Genomic DNA, 17,353 nt, shown 5'->3' on the forward strand with positions numbered 1-17,353 from the left:
GACCGCTGGTATCCGTCCTCCAAGACCTGCTCGGACTGTGGCGCGGTGAAAACCAAGCTCGCCCTGTCCGAGCGCGATTACCGGTGCGAGGCGTGCGGGCTGGTCATCGACCGGGACCTCAATGCCGCCCGCAACCTAGCCGCGATCGCGGCTGATGCAACAACCGCCGGGAGTGGCCCGGTGGCTGGACGTGGAGCCGACCAGAAGACCCGCCACGGCGGGCCGGTGGCTGTGAAGCGTCAACCCGGCACCGCGCCCGTGGGTAAGACCGGGACCGCTGCACCGCAAGGCGCGGCTGCATGAGCACTCAAGAGCGCTCATTCGCAACGGGAGAACGCCATCCTGGTCAGCCCGGGCGCGAACGCCACGCTGACCGCGCTGACCGAGCCCGAGCTGACCGCCGTACGCGAGGCGGACGTGCTGGTCGCGCCGCCGGGACCCGGGTGGTGCTCAACGCCGCCCCCGCCCGGCCCGTGCCGCCGGAGCTGCTCGCCGCCACCGACCTGCTGGTCGTCAACGAGAGCGAGGCGCAGGCGCTCACGGGTCGCGGCCGGGAGGAGCCGCACGCCCTCCTCGACCTGGCGCCGCGCGCGGTGCTCACCCTGGGCGCGTCGGGTGCCTGGTACGGCGACCGGGACGGGACCGCCGTCCCGGCGGTCCGGGTCGAGGTCGTCGACTCGACCGCGGCCGGCGACGCGTTCACCGCCGCGCTCGCCGTCGGGTGGGGCGAGGGGCGGGACATCGTGGACGCGGTGCGCTGGGCGGCGGCCGCCGGCGCGGCCTGTGTCCGGCGGCTCGGGGCCTCGGTGGCGCTGCCCCGCCGCGCCGAGATCGACGAGCTGTACCAGCCGGGCTGACCGCCGGTCCGTACCCGGCGGCGTCGCGCCGGTCCGCCGGTCCGTCGCGCTACGCCGGCCGGTCACCCGCCGTCCGGGTCCGGAAGGCCCGCCGGTACGCCGACGGCGAGGTCCGCATCGTCCGGGCGAAGTGGTGGCGGTACGTGACCGGCGCGTCGAAGCCGACCGCGGTGGCGACCTCCTCGACCGGGGCATCGGTCGTCTCGAGCAGCGGCAGGCTGGCCCGGATCCGCTGGTCCACCAGCCACCGGATCGGGCTGGTCCCGGTGGCCCGCGCGAAGTGCCGCAGGTACGTACGGGACGACATGTGCGCCTGCGCGGCCAGCCGGGCGACCGTGAGCGGCTCGGCGAGGTGCGCCAGCGCCCACGCCATGCTGCCGGAGATCCGGTGGTCGTCCGGGTCGACCGCGACCGGCGCCTCGATGAACTGCGCCTGCCCGCCGTCGCGGTGCGGTGGGATCACCAGCCGGCGGGCGACCGCGTTGGCGACCGCCGCGCCGTGGTCGCGGCGGACCACGTGCACGCACAGGTCCAGACCGGCGGCACTGCCGGCGCTGGTGAGGATGTCGCCGTCGTCCAGGTAGAGCACGTCCGGGTCGACCGTGACGCGGGGGTGGCGGCGGGCCAGCCGGTCCGCGTACCGCCAGTGGGTGGTGGCGCGCCGCTCGTCCAGCAGACCCGCGCCGGCGAGAGCGAACGCCCCGGAACAGATCGACATGATGCGCGCGCCGGCCCGGTGCGCCCGGCGCAGCGCGGCGACCAGCTCCGGCGACGGGTCGGCGGTCACGTCGGCGACCCCCGGCACGATCACGGTTGCGGCGGCGGCCAGCGCGTCCAGGCCGTACGGGGTGTGCAGGGTCGCGCCGCCGACCAGCGGCACCGGCCCGGGCCGCTCCGCGCACACGGTGAGCGCGTACCAGTCGACGTCGAACTCGGGTCGGGGCAGCCCGAACACCTCGGTGACGATGCCGGTCTCGAAGACCGACATCCCGGGGTACGCGAGGACGGCGACGCTGCGGTCGCCGAGGGCCCGGAGCGGCATGGCGGGATGTTAGCGGAGAACGGCGTACGCGCCACTCGCCCCGGTCGCCCGGACCGGCCGAGGATCGACGGCATGACACGCACCTTCGCCGTACCGGCCGCCACGCCGGCCGTCGCCGCGGCCCACTTCCTCGCCCGCCTCGCCGTCGAGACCGACGTCAGCGACGTGCACGCCGACCTGGAAGCGGGAACGAACGGCCTGGTGGTGGTCGACTCGCGCGGTGCCGCCGCCTGGGACCAGGGGCACCTGCCGGGCGCCGTGCACCTGCCGACCGCCGACGTCGCGGCCCGTGCCGCCAGGCTCGTGCCGGCCGGGTCGCGGGTCGTCACCTACTGCTGGGGTCCGGGCTGCAACGGCGCGACGCGGGCGGCGCTGGAGTTCGCCCGGCTCGGATACGCGGTCAAGGAGATGCTCGGCGGCTACGAGTACTGGGTGCGCGAAGGGCTCCCCGTCGTCACGCCGACCGGGCTCACCCACCGGCCGGTCGACGACCTGACCGTGCCGCGCGCCGCGATCACCTGCGACTGCTAGCGCGTCACTCGGCCGGCTCGTCGCTGAGCCGTTCGCCGCGGCGGCGCAGCATCCCGAGACCGGGGATGCCGGCGACGGCCAGCTTGAGGTCGCGGGTGACGTCGAGCAGGTCGTGCAGGTCCGGCCCGACCCGGTCCAGGGTGGCCAGGATGGGCAGGACGTCGGCGGTGAGGTGCTGCCGCAGCTTGGGCAGCTCGTCGACGAGGCGGATCGCGGCGGCCACCTCCTCGTGGCTGAGCTGCTCCACGAAGTGGTTCGCCATCGGGGCGCCCCGGCGCAGCGCCGGCTCGTACGCCGTCAGCAGCTCCGCCGCCGTGGCCGCCGCCTCCGCCGCGGCACCCACCGTCTCGGCCGCCCGCCCGGCGATCGAGTCGGCCGCGCCGACCACGGCGCCCGCCGTCCGGGCCACCTTCTCCGCCTCGCCGACCAGCACGGTCACGGCGGCGGCCACCTCGGTCGCGTTGTCGATGGCGGTGGTCGCGGCGGCACTGATGACCGCCACCTCGGCCACCGCGGCCTCGGCGTCGGTGAGCACGCGGTCGGTGCGGTCCAGGGACGCCTCGATCCGGTCCACCACCCCGTTGATCCGCGTCAGCAGTGCCTCCACCCCGTCGAGCACGGCGAACGCGCGGGCGGGGATCGCGGCGAACGAGGCCGCCGAGTCGAGGGCGGAACGGGTGAGGCCGACGACCGACGCGGGCCGGGGGAGGGGAATCGCCATGGCACCCAGTGTGCGTCGGGCGCGCCCGTCCCGCCCGACGGGCCGGTCACCGACGGTCTCCCTGCTGTTCGATCGCGCGCTGCACGGCCCGGTAGATCTGGCCGAATCGCAGCGCGTCCGGCGTACGCAGCAGCAGCACCTCCCGGCCGTGCGCCTGCACCCACAGCTCGTGCACGCGGTTCCCCCGCTCGTAGGAGCGGTCCAGCCACCCGAGCGGGATCTCCAGGAAGGGTGTCAGCGCCAGCGCGAGCACGACCAACGCGGCGAGGGTAATGAGCACCGGCACCCAGCCCCGGTCCGGTACCGACCAGGCGAGCGAGAGCGCGCAGACCACCGCGACCAGCGGCGGCAGCGACAGCAGCAGCACCAGCACGCCCCGACCCAGGACCCGCCCCCGGACGGCGAGCGTCGTCCGTCCCTTGGCGTGCCAGACGTACGTCACGTCGGCGATCGCCACCGCCAGTCCACCGACCCGGATCGACTCGGAGGTCACCTGCACCACGTCGTCCCGGTAATAGAGGGCCATCACTAAGCCTAACCATCCCGGTACGGGCACGGAGTTTCCGCCGGCGTGGGCCGGCACTGCGGAATGGGGGATGAGTTCGTGTCTCGGGTGCTGTCGAGCTGCCCCATCTGTGGGACCGGCGTGCTGCCGGAGGTGACGCGGGAGCTTGCCCTACTGCCGCGCCACTGGTCGACTCCGCCGTGTCCGTCGGTGCCCCATCTGTGAGGGCAGCTCGACAGTGGCTCGGCAAGGCGCTCGTGACCGCGGCTCGTCCGAGCTGTCGGACCAGCCCAACCGCGTACGCCCCGCGGCAGCGCGCACGTCGAGCTAGCCTGCCGATCGTGACCGAGCAGGAGCGCAACGTCGAGATCTACGGTCCGCTGCGCGGCCTCGGTCTGCTACCGGACACGCCCATCGCGTTCTGACGGCGGGCGGGGACCCGCTGGCCGGCCTCGACGGCCCGCTGCACCGCGCGGTAGATCTGGCCGAACCGCAGCGCGTCCCCGGTGGACAGCAGCTGGACCGGCTGGCCGCGCCAGCGGGCCCAGATCTCCAACTGCCGACTGCCCCGGGCGTACGAGCGGTCCAGGTGTTCGAAGAGGAAGTCGGCGACCGGCCCGACGGCCAGCCCGACCAGCACCGACGCGCCGACGATGCCGATCGTGACGGTGGGGGAGCGGTCCAGCCAGAGGGCGAGCGCGATCCCCAGCCCGGCGGCGACCAAGGGTCCGGCGAGGGCCGCGCCGATCGCACCCCGGCCCGCGACCACCCGCCAGGAGCGGCTGCCGCGGTGGTGCCACACCGCGCTGATCTCGGGCAGCGGAAAGATCCGGCCGTCCACCCGGACGGCGGTGGAGGTGACCTGGACGGACCTGTCGTCGTAGTACGTGACCATGGCGCAACTCCCGGTGGCGGGCCTGACACCAGACTACGTACCCCAACGACCCGCGCCGTAAGGTTGGCACGCGACTTCGACGAGGAAGTGAGGGTCAGCGTGGGCGAGTTCGTGCGGCTGGAGACCAAGGACGGCATCGGCACCATCCGGCTGGAGCGGCCGCCGATGAACGCCCTGAACACCCAGGTGCAGGAGGAGTTGCGCGCCGCGGCGACGGCGGCCACCGCCGACCCGGGCGTCCGCGCCGTCATCGTGTACGGCGGGGAGAAGGTCTTCGCGGCCGGCGCGGACATCAAGGAGATGGCCGACATGTCCTACGTGGACATGGCCGACCGGGCCGCCGACCTGTCCAGCGCGCTGGGTGCGATCGCCCGGATCCCCAAGCCGGTGGTCGCCGCGATCACCGGGTACGCGCTCGGCGGCGGCTGCGAGCTGGCCCTCGCCTGCGACTGGCGGGTGGTCGCCGAGGACGCCAAGCTCGGCCAGCCGGAGATCAAGCTCGGCATCATCCCGGGCGCGGGCGGCACCCAGCGGCTGGCCCGCCTGGTCGGCCCGGCCCGCGCCAAGGACCTGATCATGTCGGGCCGGATGGTCGACGCGCAGGAGGCGCTGCGGATCGGGCTGGCCGACCGGGTCGTCCCGGCCGCCGAGGTGTACGACGCGGCGGTGGCGCTGGTGAAGCCGTACCTGACCGGGCCGGTGCAGGCGCTGCGGGCGGCGAAGCTCGCGGTCGACGGCGGCCTGGACATGGACCTCAACTCCGGCCTCGCCTGGGAGAGCCAGCTCTTCGCGGCGCTGTTCGCCACCGACGACCGGCGCGAGGGCATGGCCGCGTTCGTGGCGAAGCGCAAGCCGGACTTCACCGGCCGCTGACCTGAGGGCTGTTCACATTCTGGCTACCGCTGAGTAGCGTGTGACACCGGTCATCCGGAACGAAGGGGAGCGGTCATGTCGGAGCGGATCGAAGGTCACGGCGGCGAGCTGGCGCTCGCGGCGCTGCGCGCGTACGGGGTGCGGGAGATGTTCACGCTCTCCGGCGGGCACGTCTTTCCGCTCTACGACGCCGCGCACAAGGGCGACTTCCCGATCTACGACGTGCGGCACGAGCAGTCGGCGGTCTTCGCGGCCGAGGCGGTGGCGAAGCTCCAGCGGCGGCCCGGTCTCGCCGTACTCACCGCCGGCCCCGGTGTCACCAACGGGATCTCCGGGCTGACCAGCGCGTTCTTCAATGCGTCGCCGGTGCTGGTGCTCGGTGGGCGGGCCCCGCAGTTCCGCTGGGGATCCGGCAGCCTCCAGGAGATGGACCACCTGCCGCTGGTCGCCCCGGTGACCAAGCACGCCGAGACGGTGTTCAGCACCGACGACATCCCGCGCGCGGTGGGCGCCGCACTGACCGCGGCGCTCACCCCGCACCGGGGCCCGGCCTTCCTGGACTTCCCGCTCGAGGCGGTCTTCTCGGTGGCCGACGCCGACCTGCCCGCCCCGGCGGGCATCGCCCCGATCGAGCCGGACCCGGACGAGGTGACGAAGGCGGCGGCCCTGATCGCCGGCGCCGCCCGTCCGGTCATCATCGCCGGTTCCGACGTGTACGCCGGTGACGCCGTCACCGCCCTGCGCGAGGCGGCCGAGGCGCTCCAGGTGCCCGTCTTCACCAACGGCATGGGCCGGGGCGCGCTGCCGCCGGAGCACCCGCTCGCCTTCGCCAAGGCCCGGCGGGTCGCCCTCAAGGGCGCCGACGTGGTCGTGGTCGTCGGCACCTCGCTCGACTTCCGCCTCAACTTCGGCGACTTCGGCGACGCGCAGGTGGTGCACGTCGTCGACGCGCCGAGCCAGCGCGCCGGGCACGTCCAGCCGGCCGCCGCCCCCGCCGGCGACCTGCGGCTCATCCTCTCCGCGTTCGCCGGGCACCCCGGTGACCGGGCCGACCACGCGGACTGGATCGCCGGGCTGCGGACCGCCGAGGACGCCGCCAAGTCCCGCGACGCCGAGGAGATGGCCGCCGAGACCGACCCGATCCGCCCCGCCCGGATCTACGGCGAGCTGCGCAAGGTGCTCGCCCGGGACGCCATCACCATCGGCGACGGCGGCGACTTCGTCTCGTACGCCGGCCGTTACCTGGAGCCGGCGCAGCCCGGCACCTGGCTCGACCCGGGCCCGTACGGCTGCCTCGGCACCGGCATGGGCTACGCGATGGGCGCCCGGGTCACCCACCCCGACCGGCAGATCTGCGTGCTGATGGGCGACGGCGCGGCCGGCTTCTCGCTGATGGACGTGGAGTCCCTGGTCCGCCAGAAGCTGCCGGTCGTGATCGTGGTCGGCAACAACGGCATCTGGGGCCTGGAGAAGCACCCGATGCGGGCCATGTACGGCTACGACGTGGCGGCCGACCTCCAGCCCGAGTTGCGCTACGACGTCGTGGTCGAGGCGCTCGGCGGCGCCGGCGAGACGGTGGCGAAGGCCGCCGACCTGGGGCCGGCGCTGGGGCGGGCGTTCGACGCGGGCGTGCCGTACCTGGTCAACGTGCTGACCGACCCGACCGACGCGTACCCCCGCTCGTCGAACCTGGCCTGAGACGAACCGGCCGCCGGCACGCGGTGCCGGCGGCCGGTCAGGCGTCGGGGCTCTTCTCCTCGCGCGGCGGATCGCCCTCGTGGCGGCGGAGGTCGTCCTCGCGGCGGCGCAGGTCGTCCTCCCAGCGGCGGAACAGCTCCTGGTCCTGCTGGCGGGAGCGCTCCTCGATCGAGCGGAGGAACTCCGGATCGTCATCCGGGGCGACCGGGCGGCGCTTGCGCTCGGCGAAGCCGCTGCCGATCGGCCCCGCGGTCCGGGCGGTGCCGGCGCCGCGCTCGCGGCCGGCGACGAACCAGGCGATCGAGCCGACCAGCGGGAAGAAGAGGATGATCAGCACCCAGGCGAGCCGGGGCAGGGCGCGGATGTCGCCCTCCTCGGCCGAGAGGCAGCTGATCAGCGCGCAGACGGCGAGGACGATCTGCGCGAGGAACAGAAGGACGTAGAGCCGGGCCATGACACCATCATGGCGCACCCGTGCCGGCTACCACATCCCGCGCATGACCAGCACGGCACCGAGCGTAGCGAACCCGGCGGTGACCAGGGCGGCCAGCGGGAGCGCCCGGCCGTAGGCGGCCGCCGGACCGGTGCCGGTGGCCCGCCGCGAGCAGACCCGAAGCGCCGCGAACCAGCCGAGCACCGCCAGCCCGGCGAGCACCGCACCGACCGTGTCCCGGGTGAACGCGAGGCGCACGGTCAACACCATGATGACGGTCATCGCCAGCGCGGTACGCCGCCAGGCGAGCCGGGTCCGCTCGGGTTGCAGACCCGGGTCGCGCGTGCGGCCGGGGCGCGCCCGGTCAGTCACCTCCGCCGACCGCCCGGGCCAGCACCGCGGCGACCAGCACCAGCGCCCCGACCCCCACAGCGAGCGCCAGGACGGCGGGGAAGCGGGACGCGGGCAGCTCCTCGCCCAGCCGGATGGCGCGTTCGGTGCGGGCCCAGTGGTCGATCGCGTGGACGGCGACGGCGCCCCCCAGCAGCAGCAGCGCGATGGCGATCGCCTCGCGCAGATGGGTCAGCGGCAGCGGCGGCAGGAGCTGCGCCGCGGCCAGCCCGCCGGCGACCAGCGCCAGGCCGGTCCGCAGCCAGGCGAGGAAGGTGCGCTCGTTGGCCAGGGAGAAGCGGTAGTCCGGGGTGATCCCCACCGAACGCAGCTCCTGCGGGTCGAACCACCGCCTGATCGCCTGCCACACGAGCCGATTATCCGCTTCCGCCCGGTCGTAGCCTGGTCTGGTGACGGATCTTGACGTGAACACCCTCCGGAGGGCGTACGACCGCGGCCTGCGCGCCCTCGTCCCCGACCCGCTGCCGGCCGGCGTGTCGGTCGAGCGGGACGGCCCGCTGCTGCGGTTCCTCGGCTTCGACCACGGCGGCTTCCTCACGTACCACGATCTGGGTGGCCTGGCGGGCGCGGAGCTGGACGAGCTGATCCGGCGGCAGGTGGCGATCTTTCGCGGGCGGGGGGAGCCGGTCGAGTGGAAGCTGCACGGCCACGACGAGCCGACGGACCTGCCGGACCGGTTGCGCGCCGCCGGGTTCGTGCCGGAGGAACCGGAGACCGTCGTGATCGGGCCGGTCGCGCCGCTCGCCGCCGCGCTCCCGGTCGTTCCCGAGGGCGTACGGCTGCGCGAGGTGACCTCGCGTGCGGACCTGGACCGGATCGTGGCGATGGAGGAGGCGGTGTGGGGCACCGACCGTAGCCACCTCGGGCCCGGCCTGGAGAAGGAGATCGCCGCCGATCCGCAGGCGATCACGGTGGTGGTGGCCGAGGCCGGCGACGAGGTGGTGTGCGCCGGCTGGGTGCGGTACCCGCACGGGTCCGGGTTCGCGACTCTCTGGGGCGGCTCGACCCTGCCGGCCTGGCGCCGCCGAGGGATCTACCGGGCCCTGGTCACCTACCGGGCCCGGCTCGCCGCGCAGCGCGGCGCCACGCTGCTCCAAGTGGACGCCTCGGCGAACAGCCGCCCGATCCTGGAGCGGCTCGGCCTCGTCGCCGTCACCACGACGACGCCGTACGTCTACACTCCGTGATCATGGAGCAGCGTTTGACGGCCGAGGAGCGGTTGACTCTCAAGACCGGCGCCTTCGGCGCGGTCTTCCTGGTGTCCAACGCCGATCCCGGGATGCTGGCGCTGGTCCGGGAGAGCTTCGCGGCCTCCGGCGCGATGGCCGACACGAGCGGGGTGGTGAAGGAGGCGCTGACCACCGGACCGCTGCCGAAGCTGCCCCGGGACTCGGATTCGGAGATCGAGTCGGTGGTGCTGCCGGCGCTGCGCCGGGCGGTGGAGATCCTGCGGGAGAAGTCACCGGTGGATGTGGGGACCTACCGGGAGGTGGTGCTGGCCGCCGCCGACCGGGTGGCCCGGGCGCACCATGGGGTCACCCCGAAGGAGGCGGCGGCGATCGAGCGGATCCGGGACGCACTGGCCCAACCGGCCTGAGCAGACCTGGTGAGCTGAGTCACTCCCGCCCCCCGGAGAGTGCAAGCTACTTGTGGGTAACATTGCGCCGTGGGCAACTGCACAGCGGCCCGCGGTTGACCGAGCGTTAAGTCACGCGGGAGGCTGCGCCCCAGACCGGGCGAGCGATCGCAACAACCACAGGAGGGTCGTCGAAGCGCGATGAACATCGTCGTACTCGTCAAGCAGGTGCCCGATTCGGGCGCGGACCGCAACCTGCGCAGTGACGACAACACCGTCGACCGCGGTTCGGCGAACAACGTCATCAACGAGATGGACGAGTACGCCATCGAGGAGGCGTTGAAGATCAAGGAGGCGCACGGCGGCGAGGTCACCATCCTGACCATGGGTCCGGACCGGGCGACCGAGTCGATCCGCAAGGCGCTCTCCATGGGTCCGGACAAGGCCGTGCACGTCGTCGACGACGCCCTGCACGGGTCCTGCGCCGTGGCCACCTCGAAGGTGCTCGCCGCCGCCCTCGGCCAGCTGAACGCCGACCTGGTCCTCTGCGGCGCCGAGTCGACCGACGGCCGCGTCCAGGTCATGCCGCACATGATCGCCGAGCGGCTCGGCGTCGCCGCGCTGACCGGCGCGCGCAAGCTCACGGTGGACGGCTCCACGCTGACCGCCGAGCGGCAGACCGAGGAGGGCTACGAGGTGGTCACCGCCTCCACCCCGGCCGTGGTCTCCGTCTGGGACACCATCAACGAGCCGCGTTACCCCTCCTTCAAGGGCATCATGGCCGCCAAGAAGAAGCCGGTGCAGACCCTGTCCCTGGGCGACCTCGGCGTCGCCCCGACCGAGGTGGGCTTCGACGGCGCGACCAGCACCGTGCTGGAGCACAGCAAGCGCCCGCCGCGCTCCGGCGGCGCGAAGGTCACCGACGAGGGCGACGGCGGCGTGAAGCTGGTCGAGTTCCTCGCCACCGAGAAGTTCGTGTGAGAGCAGGTCTGGACATGTCTGAGGTTCTCGTCGTCGTCGAAGCCACCCGGGAATTCGGCGTCAAGAAGGTCACCCTGGAGATGCTCACCCTCGCCCGCGGCCTGGGCACGCCCAGCGCGGTCGTGCTCGGTGGTCCCGGCGCCGCCGAGGCGCTGAGCGCGAAGCTGGGCGAGTACGGCGCGGAGAAGATCTACGCGGCCGAGAGCGAGGAGATCGACGGCTACCTGGTCGCCCCGAAGGCGACCGTGCTGGCCGAACTGGTCCAGCGGGTGCAGCCGGCCGCCGTGCTGCTCGCCTCCTCGCAGGAGGGCAAGGAGATCGCCGCCCGCCTCGCGGTCAAGCTCGACAACGGCATCCTGACCGACGTCGTGGCTCTCGAGGCCGACGGCACCGCGACGCAGGTGGCCTTCGCCGGCTCCACCATCGTGAAGTCCAAGGTCACCCGTGGCCTGCCGCTGGTCACCGTCCGGCCGAACTCGCTCAACCCGGAGCCGGCCGCGGCCAGCCCGGCGGTCGAGCAGCTCACCGTGTCGGTCACCGACACCGACAAGCTGGCCAAGGTCGTCGACCGGGTCGCCGAGCAGAAGGGCTCCCGGCCGGAGCTGACCGAGGCGTCGGTCGTCGTCTCCGGCGGTCGCGGCGTCGGCAACGCCGACAACTTCAAGCTCGTCGAGGAACTGGCCGACCTGCTCGGCGGTGCGGTCGGCGCCTCCCGCGCCGCCGTCGACTCGGGCTTCTACCCGCACCAGTTCCAGGTGGGCCAGACCGGTAAGACCGTCTCCCCGCAGCTGTACGTCGCGCTCGGCATCTCCGGCGCGATCCAGCACCGGGCCGGCATGCAGACCTCGAAGACGATCGTCGCCGTCAACAAGGACGGCGAGGCGCCGATCTTCGAGCTGGCCGACTTCGGCGTGGTGGGCGACCTGTTCAAGGTCGTACCGCAGGCCGCCGAGGAGATCCGCAAGCGGAAGTGAGCTGAGCGACAGCCGTCCGAGGGCCGGGAACCGCCAGTCGGTTCCCGGCCCTCGTCGTTGCCGGGGCCTTGCAACTGGCAATCGCGAGCGGAACCGCCCGCCCCGGCCGGCGAGCTGAGACGATGACGGCGTCCCCCGTGCACCCCTGGCCGATGTGGGAACGAGGAGCGCGCCATGGCCGCCAGGACGCCGGGAGAAGGTCACCACGCGTTGGCCGTGCACGATGTCGTGCTGCTGCTGGAGACCGACACCGAACGCGGGCTGACCGGCGACGAGGCCGGCGCGCGCCTGACCCGGTTCGGCCCCAACCTGCTGCCGACGGCCGCTCGCGGTGGCGTGGTCCGCCGGGTGCTCCGGCAGTTCCAGAACCCGCTGGTATACGTCCTGATCGCCGCCGCCGTGGTCACCCTGCTGCTCGCCGAGTATGTCGACTCGGTGGTGATCTTCGGGGTGGTGGTGATCAACGCGGTCATCGGCTTCCTTCAGGAGTCCAAGGCCGAGGCGGCACTGGACGCGCTGCGGGCGATGGTGCGGACCGAGGCCCGGGTGGTACGGGATGGCCGGCACCGGCGGGTGCCCTCGGACCAGGTCGTCCCCGGCGACCTCGTACTCGTCGAGGCGGGCGAAAAGGTGCCCGCCGACCTGCGGCTGACCCGCGCCGACGAACTGCGCGCGGACGAGTCGGCGCTGACCGGCGAGTCCCTGCCGGTCCGCAAGGACGAGGTCGTCGTGCCTGACGAGACGCCGGTGGCCGACCGCCGGAACGTGCTCTACTCCGGCACCCTGATCACGGGCGGGTCCGGCGCCGGCATCGCGGTGGCGACCGGCGCGGAGACGGAGCTGGGCCGCATTCACCGCCTGGTCGGTGGCGCGCAGGTGCTGGACACGCCGCTCACGTCGAAGCTGGCCCGCTTCAGCCGGGTGCTCACCGTAGCGATCCTGGTGCTCGCGGCGGTGACCTTCGCCGTCGGTGTCGTGCGCGGGGAACCGGCCGGAGAGACGTTCACCGCCGCCGTGGCGCTGGCCGTGGGGGCCATCCCCGAGGGCCTGCCGGCGGCGGTGACCATCACGCTGGCCATCGGGGTGGCCCGGATGGCCCGCCAGCAGGCGGTGATCCGGCGGCTGCCGGCCGTGGAGACGCTCGGCAGTACCACCGTGATCTGCACCGACAAGACCGGCACCCTCACCGAGAACCAGATGACGGTGCAGGCGGTCTGGACTTCCGCGGACCGCTACGAGGTCAGCGGCGCCGGCTACGCCCCTGCCGGGGAGATTCGCGATTCGGACGGGGGGCCGGCCCCGACCGGGGAGGGCGGCGCGCTGCGGTGGTCGCTACTGGCCGGAGTCGCCTGCAACGACGCCCGGCTGAACGAGCGGGAGGGGCGGTGGGCGGTGTTCGGCGACCCGACCGAGGGGGCGATGCTCGTGGTGGGTGCCAAGGTCGGGCTCCGCGCCGAGGAGGTCGCCGAAGAACTGCCCCGTGTCGCGGCGATCCCGTTCACCTCCGAGCGGCAGTTCATGGCGACCCTGCACGACCAGCGCGACGGCGGGCGGGTGGTGCTCGTCAAGGGCGCGGTGGAGCGGGTGGTTGAGTGGTCCACGGAGGCGCTCGGTCCCGACGGCGGGACGGTGCCGTTGGACCGGTCCGCCGTAATGGCCGCCGCTGGTGAGCTGGCCGGCGAGGGCCTGCGGGTGCTCGCCACCGCGATGCGTCGGCTCGACGGCGACGACGAGCTGGTGGAGGAGGCGCTGCCCGGCAGTCTCGTCTTCACCGGGCTCCAGGCGATGCTCGATCCACCCCGGGGCGCCGCGGCCGCCGCAGTCGAGTCGTGCCAGCGGGCCGGGATCGCGGTGAAGATGATCACCGGCGACCATCGGGCCACCGCCAGCGCCATCGCCGGGCGCCTGGGGTTGCTGGCGGCCGAGCCCGGGCCCGGCGAGGTGCTGAGCGGCGCGGACCTGGCGGGACTGCCCGCGGCGGACCGCCCGGCGGCGGTGCGCCGGGCGGCGGTGTTCGCCCGGGTGTCGCCCGAGCAGAAGCTCCGGCTGGTGGAGGCACTACAGGCCGAGGGGCAGGTGGTGGCGATGACCGGCGACGGGGTCAACGACGCCCCCGCGCTGCGCCAGGCCAACATCGGGGTGGCGATGGGACGCAGTGGCACCGAGGTGGCCAAGGAGGCCTCCGACATCGTGCTCACCGACGACGACTTCGCCACCATCGAGGCGGCCGTGGAGGAGGGCCGGGGCGTCTTCGCCAACCTGACCAAGTTCATCACCTGGACGCTGCCTACCAACGCGGGCGAAGGGTTTGTCATCCTGGTGGCGATCATCCTCGGTACCGCCCTGCCGATCCTGCCCAGCCAGATCCTGTGGATCAACATGACCACGGCGGTGCTGCTCGGCCTGACGCTCGCGTTCGAGCCGAAAGAGGCCGGGATCATGGAGCGGCCGCCCCGGGACCCGGCCCAGCCCCTGCTGACCGGTGCCCTGGTCGTGCGGATCCTGCTCGTCTCCGCGCTGCTCGTGGCGGGCACCTGGTGGCTGTTCGAGTGGGAACTGGGCGCCGGCGCGGAGCTGGCGGAGGCCCGGACGGCGGCGGTGAACCTCTTCGTCGTGGTGCAGGGCTTCTACCTGTTCAGCTGTCGCTCGCTCACCCGCTCGTCCTGGCGGCTGGGGTTGTTCACCAACCGGTGGCTGCTCGGCGGTGTGCTGCTCCAGGCATTCGGTCAGGCGGCGCTGACCTACCTGCCGGTGATGAACACGCTGTTCCGGACGGCACCGATCAGCGCCGAGGCGTGGCTGCGCATCCTGGGCATCGCGCTCGCGGTCACCACCGTCGTGGCGCTCGACAAGCGGTTCGGTTGGTTCGGCCGCCGGCTCGGCTGAGGTCGCCAGCTTGACTGAGGTGGTCGCCGGCTCGGCTGCGGACCGAGCCGGCGACCGCCGCAGAAAGGGAGCTGATCGGCGGGCCGGGGAGCTGAGCCGGCCCGCCGATCAGCCCGTCAGGGTGCCCTCAGCAGGCTGTCGCCGGAGTGGGCGGTGTTGTCGTCGTACGCCTTGGCGGAGACGTCGACAACCGAGTATGCCTCAAGGTCCGCGTCCGGTGGCAACCGGAGACCCGTCTTCCTCGTGACCGAGCACGATCGAGAAACATCTCCATGGTCTTCGGGGCGATGAGCCACACCTCGTAGTACCCCGGCAGGTCCGGGAGATTCGCCACGTGCAGGTGCAGCCGGCCGTTTGCGCCGTGCGACGCCTCCCGCCCCGGCTCCGGCGTACCCGGGCGACCTCCGCCGTTCGCAGCCTGCGTACTCCGGCGTCCGGCGGGTGCCGGGCCGGTCGTTAGGCTGAACCCTGATGGCTTACCTGGATCACGCGGCGACGACTCCGATGCTCGACGAGGCACTGGAGGCGTACGTCGCCACCGCCCGCGAGGTCGGCAACGCGTCCTCCCTGCACGCGGCGGGCCGCCGTGCCCGCCGGAGGGTGGAGGAGTCGCGGGAGCGGGTCGCCGCCGCGCTGGGTGCCCGACCCTCCGAGGTGATCTTCACCGGCGGCGGGACGGAGAGTGACAACCTCGCGGTGAAGGGCGTCTTCTGGGCGCGGCGGGCCGCCGACGGCCGGCGGACGCGGGTGGTCTCCAGCGCCGTCGAGCATCACGCCGTGCTCGACGCGGTCGACTGGCTCGCCGCCCACGAGGGCGCCGAGGTGGGTCTGCTCGCCGTGGACGCCGTCGGACGGGTCGGCCCGGACCAGCTCCGCGCGGAGTTGACCGCGCACGGCGACCGGGTCGCCGTGGTGACCACGATGTGGGCGAACAACGAGGTCGGCACCGTCCAGCCGGTCGCCGGGCTGGCGGCGGTCGCCGCCGAGTACGGGGTGCCGTTCCACACCGACGCGATCCAGGCGGTCGGCCAGGTGCCGGTCGACTTCGCCGCCAGCGGGGTCTCCGCGCTCACCGTGACCGGGCACAAGCTCGGCGGGCCGGCCGGGGTGGGCGCGCTGCTGCTCGCCCGCGACGTGGCCGCCACCCCGCTGCTGCACGGCGGTGGCCAGGAGCGCGACGTCCGTTCCGGCACGCTCGACACCGCCGGCATCGTCGCCTTCGCGGTCGCGGTGGAGACGGCGGTCAAGCGTCAGCAGGAGTACGCGGCCCGCGTCGCCGCCCTCCGTGACGACCTGGTCGTGCGGGTCCGGCAGGCGGTGCCGGAGGTCGTGTTCAACGGCGACCCGGTGGACCGGCTCCCCGGCAACGCCCACTTCTCCTTCCCCGGCTGCGAGGGCGACGCGCTGCTGCTCCTGCTCGACGCGCAGGGCATCGCCTGCTCCACCGGCTCGGCCTGCTCGGCGGGCGTGGCCCAGCCGTCGCACGTCCTGCTGGCGATGGGCGCCGACGACGACCGCGCCCGCTCCTCCCTGCGCTTCACCCTCGGCCACACCAGCACCGCGTCGGAGATCGACGCCCTGATCGCCGCCCTCCCGGCAGCGGTCGACCGTGCCCGCCGCGCCGCCAGCTACCGCACCCGCTGACCCTTTCCGCGATCTTGCAGTTTCTGCCCCCGCTATGTCCTTGTTCGGGGCTTCTGCCCGGGCAGAAAGTGCAAGATCGGCGGGGTCTTGCGGGAGCGTGCGGGGTGGGGTGGGTCGCAGGGGTGGTGCGGGGAGTGCGAGGCGGGGCCGCGGAGTGGTTACGCTCGGGTGGGAGATTGGGAAGGGTGGTGTGTGGTGCGGGTGCTGGCGGCGATGTCGGGCGGCGTGGACTCCGCCGTGGCGGCGGCGCGCGCTGTCGAGGCGGGGCACGACGTGACCGGCGTGCACCTGGCGCTCGCCCGTAACCCGCAGACGTACCGCACCGGCGCCCGGGGCTGCTGCACCCTCGAGGACTCGCGGGACGCCCGTCGGGCCGCCGACGTCATCGGCATCCCGTTCTACGTCTGGGACCTGGCCGACCGGTTCCACGCCGACGTGGTGGACGACTTCGTCGCCGAGTACGCGGCCGGCCGTACGCCGAATCCCTGCCTGCGCTGCAACGAGAAGATCAAGTTTGCGGCGGTGCTGGACCGGGCGGTCGCCCTGGGGTTCGACGCGGTGGTCACCGGCCACCACGCCCGGCTCGGCCCGGACGGGCTGCTGCGGCGCAGCGTCGACCTGGCCAAGGACCAGTCGTACGTCCTCGCCGTGCTCACCCGCGAGCAGCTGGACCGGTCGATGTTCCCGCTGGGGGACTCGACGAAGGCGCAGGTCCGGGAGGAGGCGGCGCGCCGCGGGCTGGCCGTGGCCGACAAGCCGGACTCGCACGACATCTGCTTCATCGCCGACGGGGACACCCGCGGCTTCCTCGCCCAGCGGCTCGGCGAGGCGCCCGGCGACGTCGTCGACGCCACCACCGGCGCCGTCGTGGGCACGCACACCGGGGCGTACGCGTACACCGTCGGCCAGCGGCGGGGCCTGCACCTGGACCGGCCGGCGCCGGACGGCCGCCCGCGCTACGTCCTGTCAATCACCCCGAAGACCAACACGGTGACGGTCGGCCCGGCCGAGGCCTTGGAGGTGTCGCAGGTCGATGCCGGCCGTCCGGTGTGGACCGGTGGGGCGCGCCCGGACGGGCCGGTCGAGTGCGACGTGCAGCTGCGCGCCCACGGCGACGTGGTGCCCGCCACGGTGACGGTGACCGCCGACGGCCTGCGGGCCGAGCTGCGCCGCCCGGTCCGGGGCGTCGCGGCCGGCCAGGCGATCGTCGCGTACCGGCCGGACCCGGCGGGTGACGTCGTGCTCGGCTCCGCCACGATCGCCGGCTGACCCGGCGCGAGGTGGCGGGCCGATTCCTGCCACGGCCGTACCGGGGTCGGTGGTCCG

General features: G+C 73.5%; 18 protein-coding genes and 1 pseudogene. 12 read left to right on the top strand and 7 right to left on the bottom strand.

Going from position 1 to position 17,353, the window contains the following annotated elements:
* On the top strand, positions 1–303 hold a 303-nt coding region (locus tag ACTMS0_RS18510), incomplete at its 5' end, for a zinc ribbon domain-containing protein (protein ID WP_441156469.1).
* A gap of 24 nt (positions 304–327) precedes the next feature.
* Positions 328–857 (top strand): annotated as a pseudogene (locus ACTMS0_RS18515) (PfkB family carbohydrate kinase); the annotation flags it as partial.
* A gap of 49 nt (positions 858–906) precedes the next feature.
* Here ACTMS0_RS18515 and ACTMS0_RS18520 read toward each other — a convergent pair.
* Positions 907–1,899: a helix-turn-helix domain-containing protein gene (locus tag ACTMS0_RS18520; RefSeq protein ID WP_441156470.1), complete on the bottom strand. Its 993-nt coding sequence runs from the start codon at positions 1,897–1,899 to the stop codon at positions 907–909.
* A gap of 72 nt (positions 1,900–1,971) precedes the next feature.
* Between ACTMS0_RS18520 and ACTMS0_RS18525 the strand changes: the two genes are divergently transcribed.
* Positions 1,972–2,430 carry a rhodanese-like domain-containing protein gene (locus ACTMS0_RS18525; RefSeq protein ID WP_441156471.1) on the top strand — a complete coding sequence of 153 codons (459 nt, stop codon included), beginning with the start codon at positions 1,972–1,974 and terminating at the stop codon, positions 2,428–2,430.
* A gap of 4 nt (positions 2,431–2,434) precedes the next feature.
* On the opposite strand, the gene ACTMS0_RS18530 is transcribed toward ACTMS0_RS18525, so the two are convergent.
* From ACTMS0_RS18530 to ACTMS0_RS18540, 3 genes are all read right to left on the bottom strand, one after another.
* Entirely contained in the window at positions 2,435–3,151 is a 717-nt protein-coding gene (locus tag ACTMS0_RS18530; protein WP_441156472.1) for a hypothetical protein, read from the bottom strand.
* Between the two features lie 46 nt (positions 3,152–3,197).
* Complete coding sequence (locus tag ACTMS0_RS18535; protein WP_441156473.1) at positions 3,198–3,677, bottom strand: DUF6232 family protein; 480 nt, start codon at positions 3,675–3,677, stop codon at positions 3,198–3,200.
* A gap of 349 nt (positions 3,678–4,026) precedes the next feature.
* Positions 4,027–4,551, bottom strand: coding sequence for a DUF6232 family protein (locus ACTMS0_RS18540; protein WP_441156474.1), 525 nt, complete (start codon positions 4,549–4,551; stop codon positions 4,027–4,029).
* A gap of 99 nt (positions 4,552–4,650) precedes the next feature.
* Between ACTMS0_RS18540 and ACTMS0_RS18545 the strand changes: the two genes are divergently transcribed.
* Complete coding sequence (locus tag ACTMS0_RS18545) at positions 4,651–5,424, top strand: enoyl-CoA hydratase-related protein (RefSeq protein WP_441156475.1); 774 nt, start codon at positions 4,651–4,653, stop codon at positions 5,422–5,424.
* Positions 5,425–5,499: 75 nt separating this feature from the next.
* Positions 5,500–7,122 (top strand): acetolactate synthase, encoded by a 1,623-nt coding sequence (locus ACTMS0_RS18550; protein ID WP_441156476.1) that lies wholly within the window; start codon positions 5,500–5,502, stop codon positions 7,120–7,122.
* Positions 7,123–7,159: 37 nt separating this feature from the next.
* Here the strand turns inward: ACTMS0_RS18550 and ACTMS0_RS18555 are convergent, their stop codons facing one another.
* Genes ACTMS0_RS18555 through ACTMS0_RS18565 form a run of 3 tightly spaced genes read right to left on the bottom strand, consistent with a single transcriptional unit; the run spans position 7,160 to position 8,315 of the window.
* The gene (locus tag ACTMS0_RS18555; protein WP_441156477.1) at positions 7,160–7,576 is read right to left on the bottom strand and encodes a PLD nuclease N-terminal domain-containing protein; all 417 of its coding nucleotides are present in this window, start codon (positions 7,574–7,576) and stop codon (positions 7,160–7,162) included.
* 27 nt (positions 7,577–7,603) lie between these two features.
* Positions 7,604–7,927, bottom strand: coding sequence for a DUF202 domain-containing protein (locus ACTMS0_RS18560; RefSeq protein WP_441156478.1), 324 nt, complete (start codon positions 7,925–7,927; stop codon positions 7,604–7,606).
* The gene (locus ACTMS0_RS18565) at positions 7,920–8,315 is read right to left on the bottom strand and encodes a YidH family protein (protein WP_441156479.1); all 396 of its coding nucleotides are present in this window, start codon (positions 8,313–8,315) and stop codon (positions 7,920–7,922) included. Before ACTMS0_RS18565 ends, ACTMS0_RS18560 begins: the two co-directional genes overlap by 8 nt.
* A gap of 40 nt (positions 8,316–8,355) precedes the next feature.
* On the opposite strand from ACTMS0_RS18565, the gene ACTMS0_RS18570 reads away from it, so the two are divergent.
* From ACTMS0_RS18570 to mnmA, 7 genes are all read left to right on the top strand, one after another.
* Positions 8,356–9,153: a GNAT family N-acetyltransferase gene (locus ACTMS0_RS18570; RefSeq protein WP_441156480.1), complete on the top strand. Its 798-nt coding sequence runs from the start codon at positions 8,356–8,358 to the stop codon at positions 9,151–9,153.
* Positions 9,154–9,155: 2 nt separating this feature from the next.
* Entirely contained in the window at positions 9,156–9,563 is a 408-nt protein-coding gene (locus ACTMS0_RS18575; RefSeq protein ID WP_441156481.1) for a hypothetical protein, read from the top strand.
* A gap of 180 nt (positions 9,564–9,743) precedes the next feature.
* Entirely contained in the window at positions 9,744–10,523 is a 780-nt protein-coding gene (locus tag ACTMS0_RS18580; RefSeq protein WP_441156482.1) for an electron transfer flavoprotein subunit beta/FixA family protein, read from the top strand.
* A 14-nt stretch (positions 10,524–10,537) separates the two neighbouring features.
* Entirely contained in the window at positions 10,538–11,497 is a 960-nt protein-coding gene (locus ACTMS0_RS18585) for an electron transfer flavoprotein subunit alpha/FixB family protein (RefSeq protein WP_441156483.1), read from the top strand.
* Positions 11,498–11,671: 174 nt separating this feature from the next.
* Positions 11,672–14,383 carry an HAD-IC family P-type ATPase gene (locus ACTMS0_RS18590; RefSeq protein ID WP_441156484.1) on the top strand — a complete coding sequence of 904 codons (2,712 nt, stop codon included), beginning with the start codon at positions 11,672–11,674 and terminating at the stop codon, positions 14,381–14,383.
* A 471-nt stretch (positions 14,384–14,854) separates the two neighbouring features.
* On the top strand, positions 14,855–16,027 hold the full coding sequence (locus ACTMS0_RS18595; RefSeq protein WP_441156485.1) for a cysteine desulfurase family protein: 1,173 nt from the start codon (positions 14,855–14,857) through the stop codon (positions 16,025–16,027).
* 195 nt (positions 16,028–16,222) lie between these two features.
* On the top strand, positions 16,223–17,296 hold the full coding sequence (gene mnmA, locus ACTMS0_RS18600; RefSeq protein WP_441156486.1) for a tRNA 2-thiouridine(34) synthase MnmA: 1,074 nt from the start codon (positions 16,223–16,225) through the stop codon (positions 17,294–17,296).
* Positions 17,297–17,353 lie beyond the last annotated feature (57 nt).

It is taken from the genome of Micromonospora sp. H33 (assembly GCF_052068455.1).
Classification (GTDB): domain Bacteria; phylum Actinomycetota; class Actinomycetes; order Mycobacteriales; family Micromonosporaceae; genus Micromonospora.

Coding starts and splice junctions, on each gene's coding strand:
- ACTMS0_RS18540 (WP_441156474.1), bottom strand. CDS start 4,551: ATGGTCACGTACTACGACGACAGGTCCGTCCAGGTCACCTCCACCGCC.
- ACTMS0_RS18575 (WP_441156481.1), top strand. CDS start 9,156: ATGGAGCAGCGTTTGACGGCCGAGGAGCGGTTGACTCTCAAGACCGGC.
- ACTMS0_RS18550 (WP_441156476.1), top strand. CDS start 5,500: ATGTCGGAGCGGATCGAAGGTCACGGCGGCGAGCTGGCGCTCGCGGCG.
- ACTMS0_RS18595 (WP_441156485.1), top strand. CDS start 14,855: ATGGCTTACCTGGATCACGCGGCGACGACTCCGATGCTCGACGAGGCA.
- ACTMS0_RS18585 (WP_441156483.1), top strand. CDS start 10,538: ATGTCTGAGGTTCTCGTCGTCGTCGAAGCCACCCGGGAATTCGGCGTC.
- ACTMS0_RS18555 (WP_441156477.1), bottom strand. CDS start 7,576: ATGGCCCGGCTCTACGTCCTTCTGTTCCTCGCGCAGATCGTCCTCGCC.
- ACTMS0_RS18580 (WP_441156482.1), top strand. CDS start 9,744: ATGAACATCGTCGTACTCGTCAAGCAGGTGCCCGATTCGGGCGCGGAC.
- ACTMS0_RS18525 (WP_441156471.1), top strand. CDS start 1,972: ATGACACGCACCTTCGCCGTACCGGCCGCCACGCCGGCCGTCGCCGCG.
- ACTMS0_RS18520 (WP_441156470.1), bottom strand. CDS start 1,899: ATGCCGCTCCGGGCCCTCGGCGACCGCAGCGTCGCCGTCCTCGCGTAC.
- ACTMS0_RS18535 (WP_441156473.1), bottom strand. CDS start 3,677: ATGGCCCTCTATTACCGGGACGACGTGGTGCAGGTGACCTCCGAGTCG.
- ACTMS0_RS18590 (WP_441156484.1), top strand. CDS start 11,672: ATGGCCGCCAGGACGCCGGGAGAAGGTCACCACGCGTTGGCCGTGCAC.
- ACTMS0_RS18530 (WP_441156472.1), bottom strand. CDS start 3,151: ATGGCGATTCCCCTCCCCCGGCCCGCGTCGGTCGTCGGCCTCACCCGT.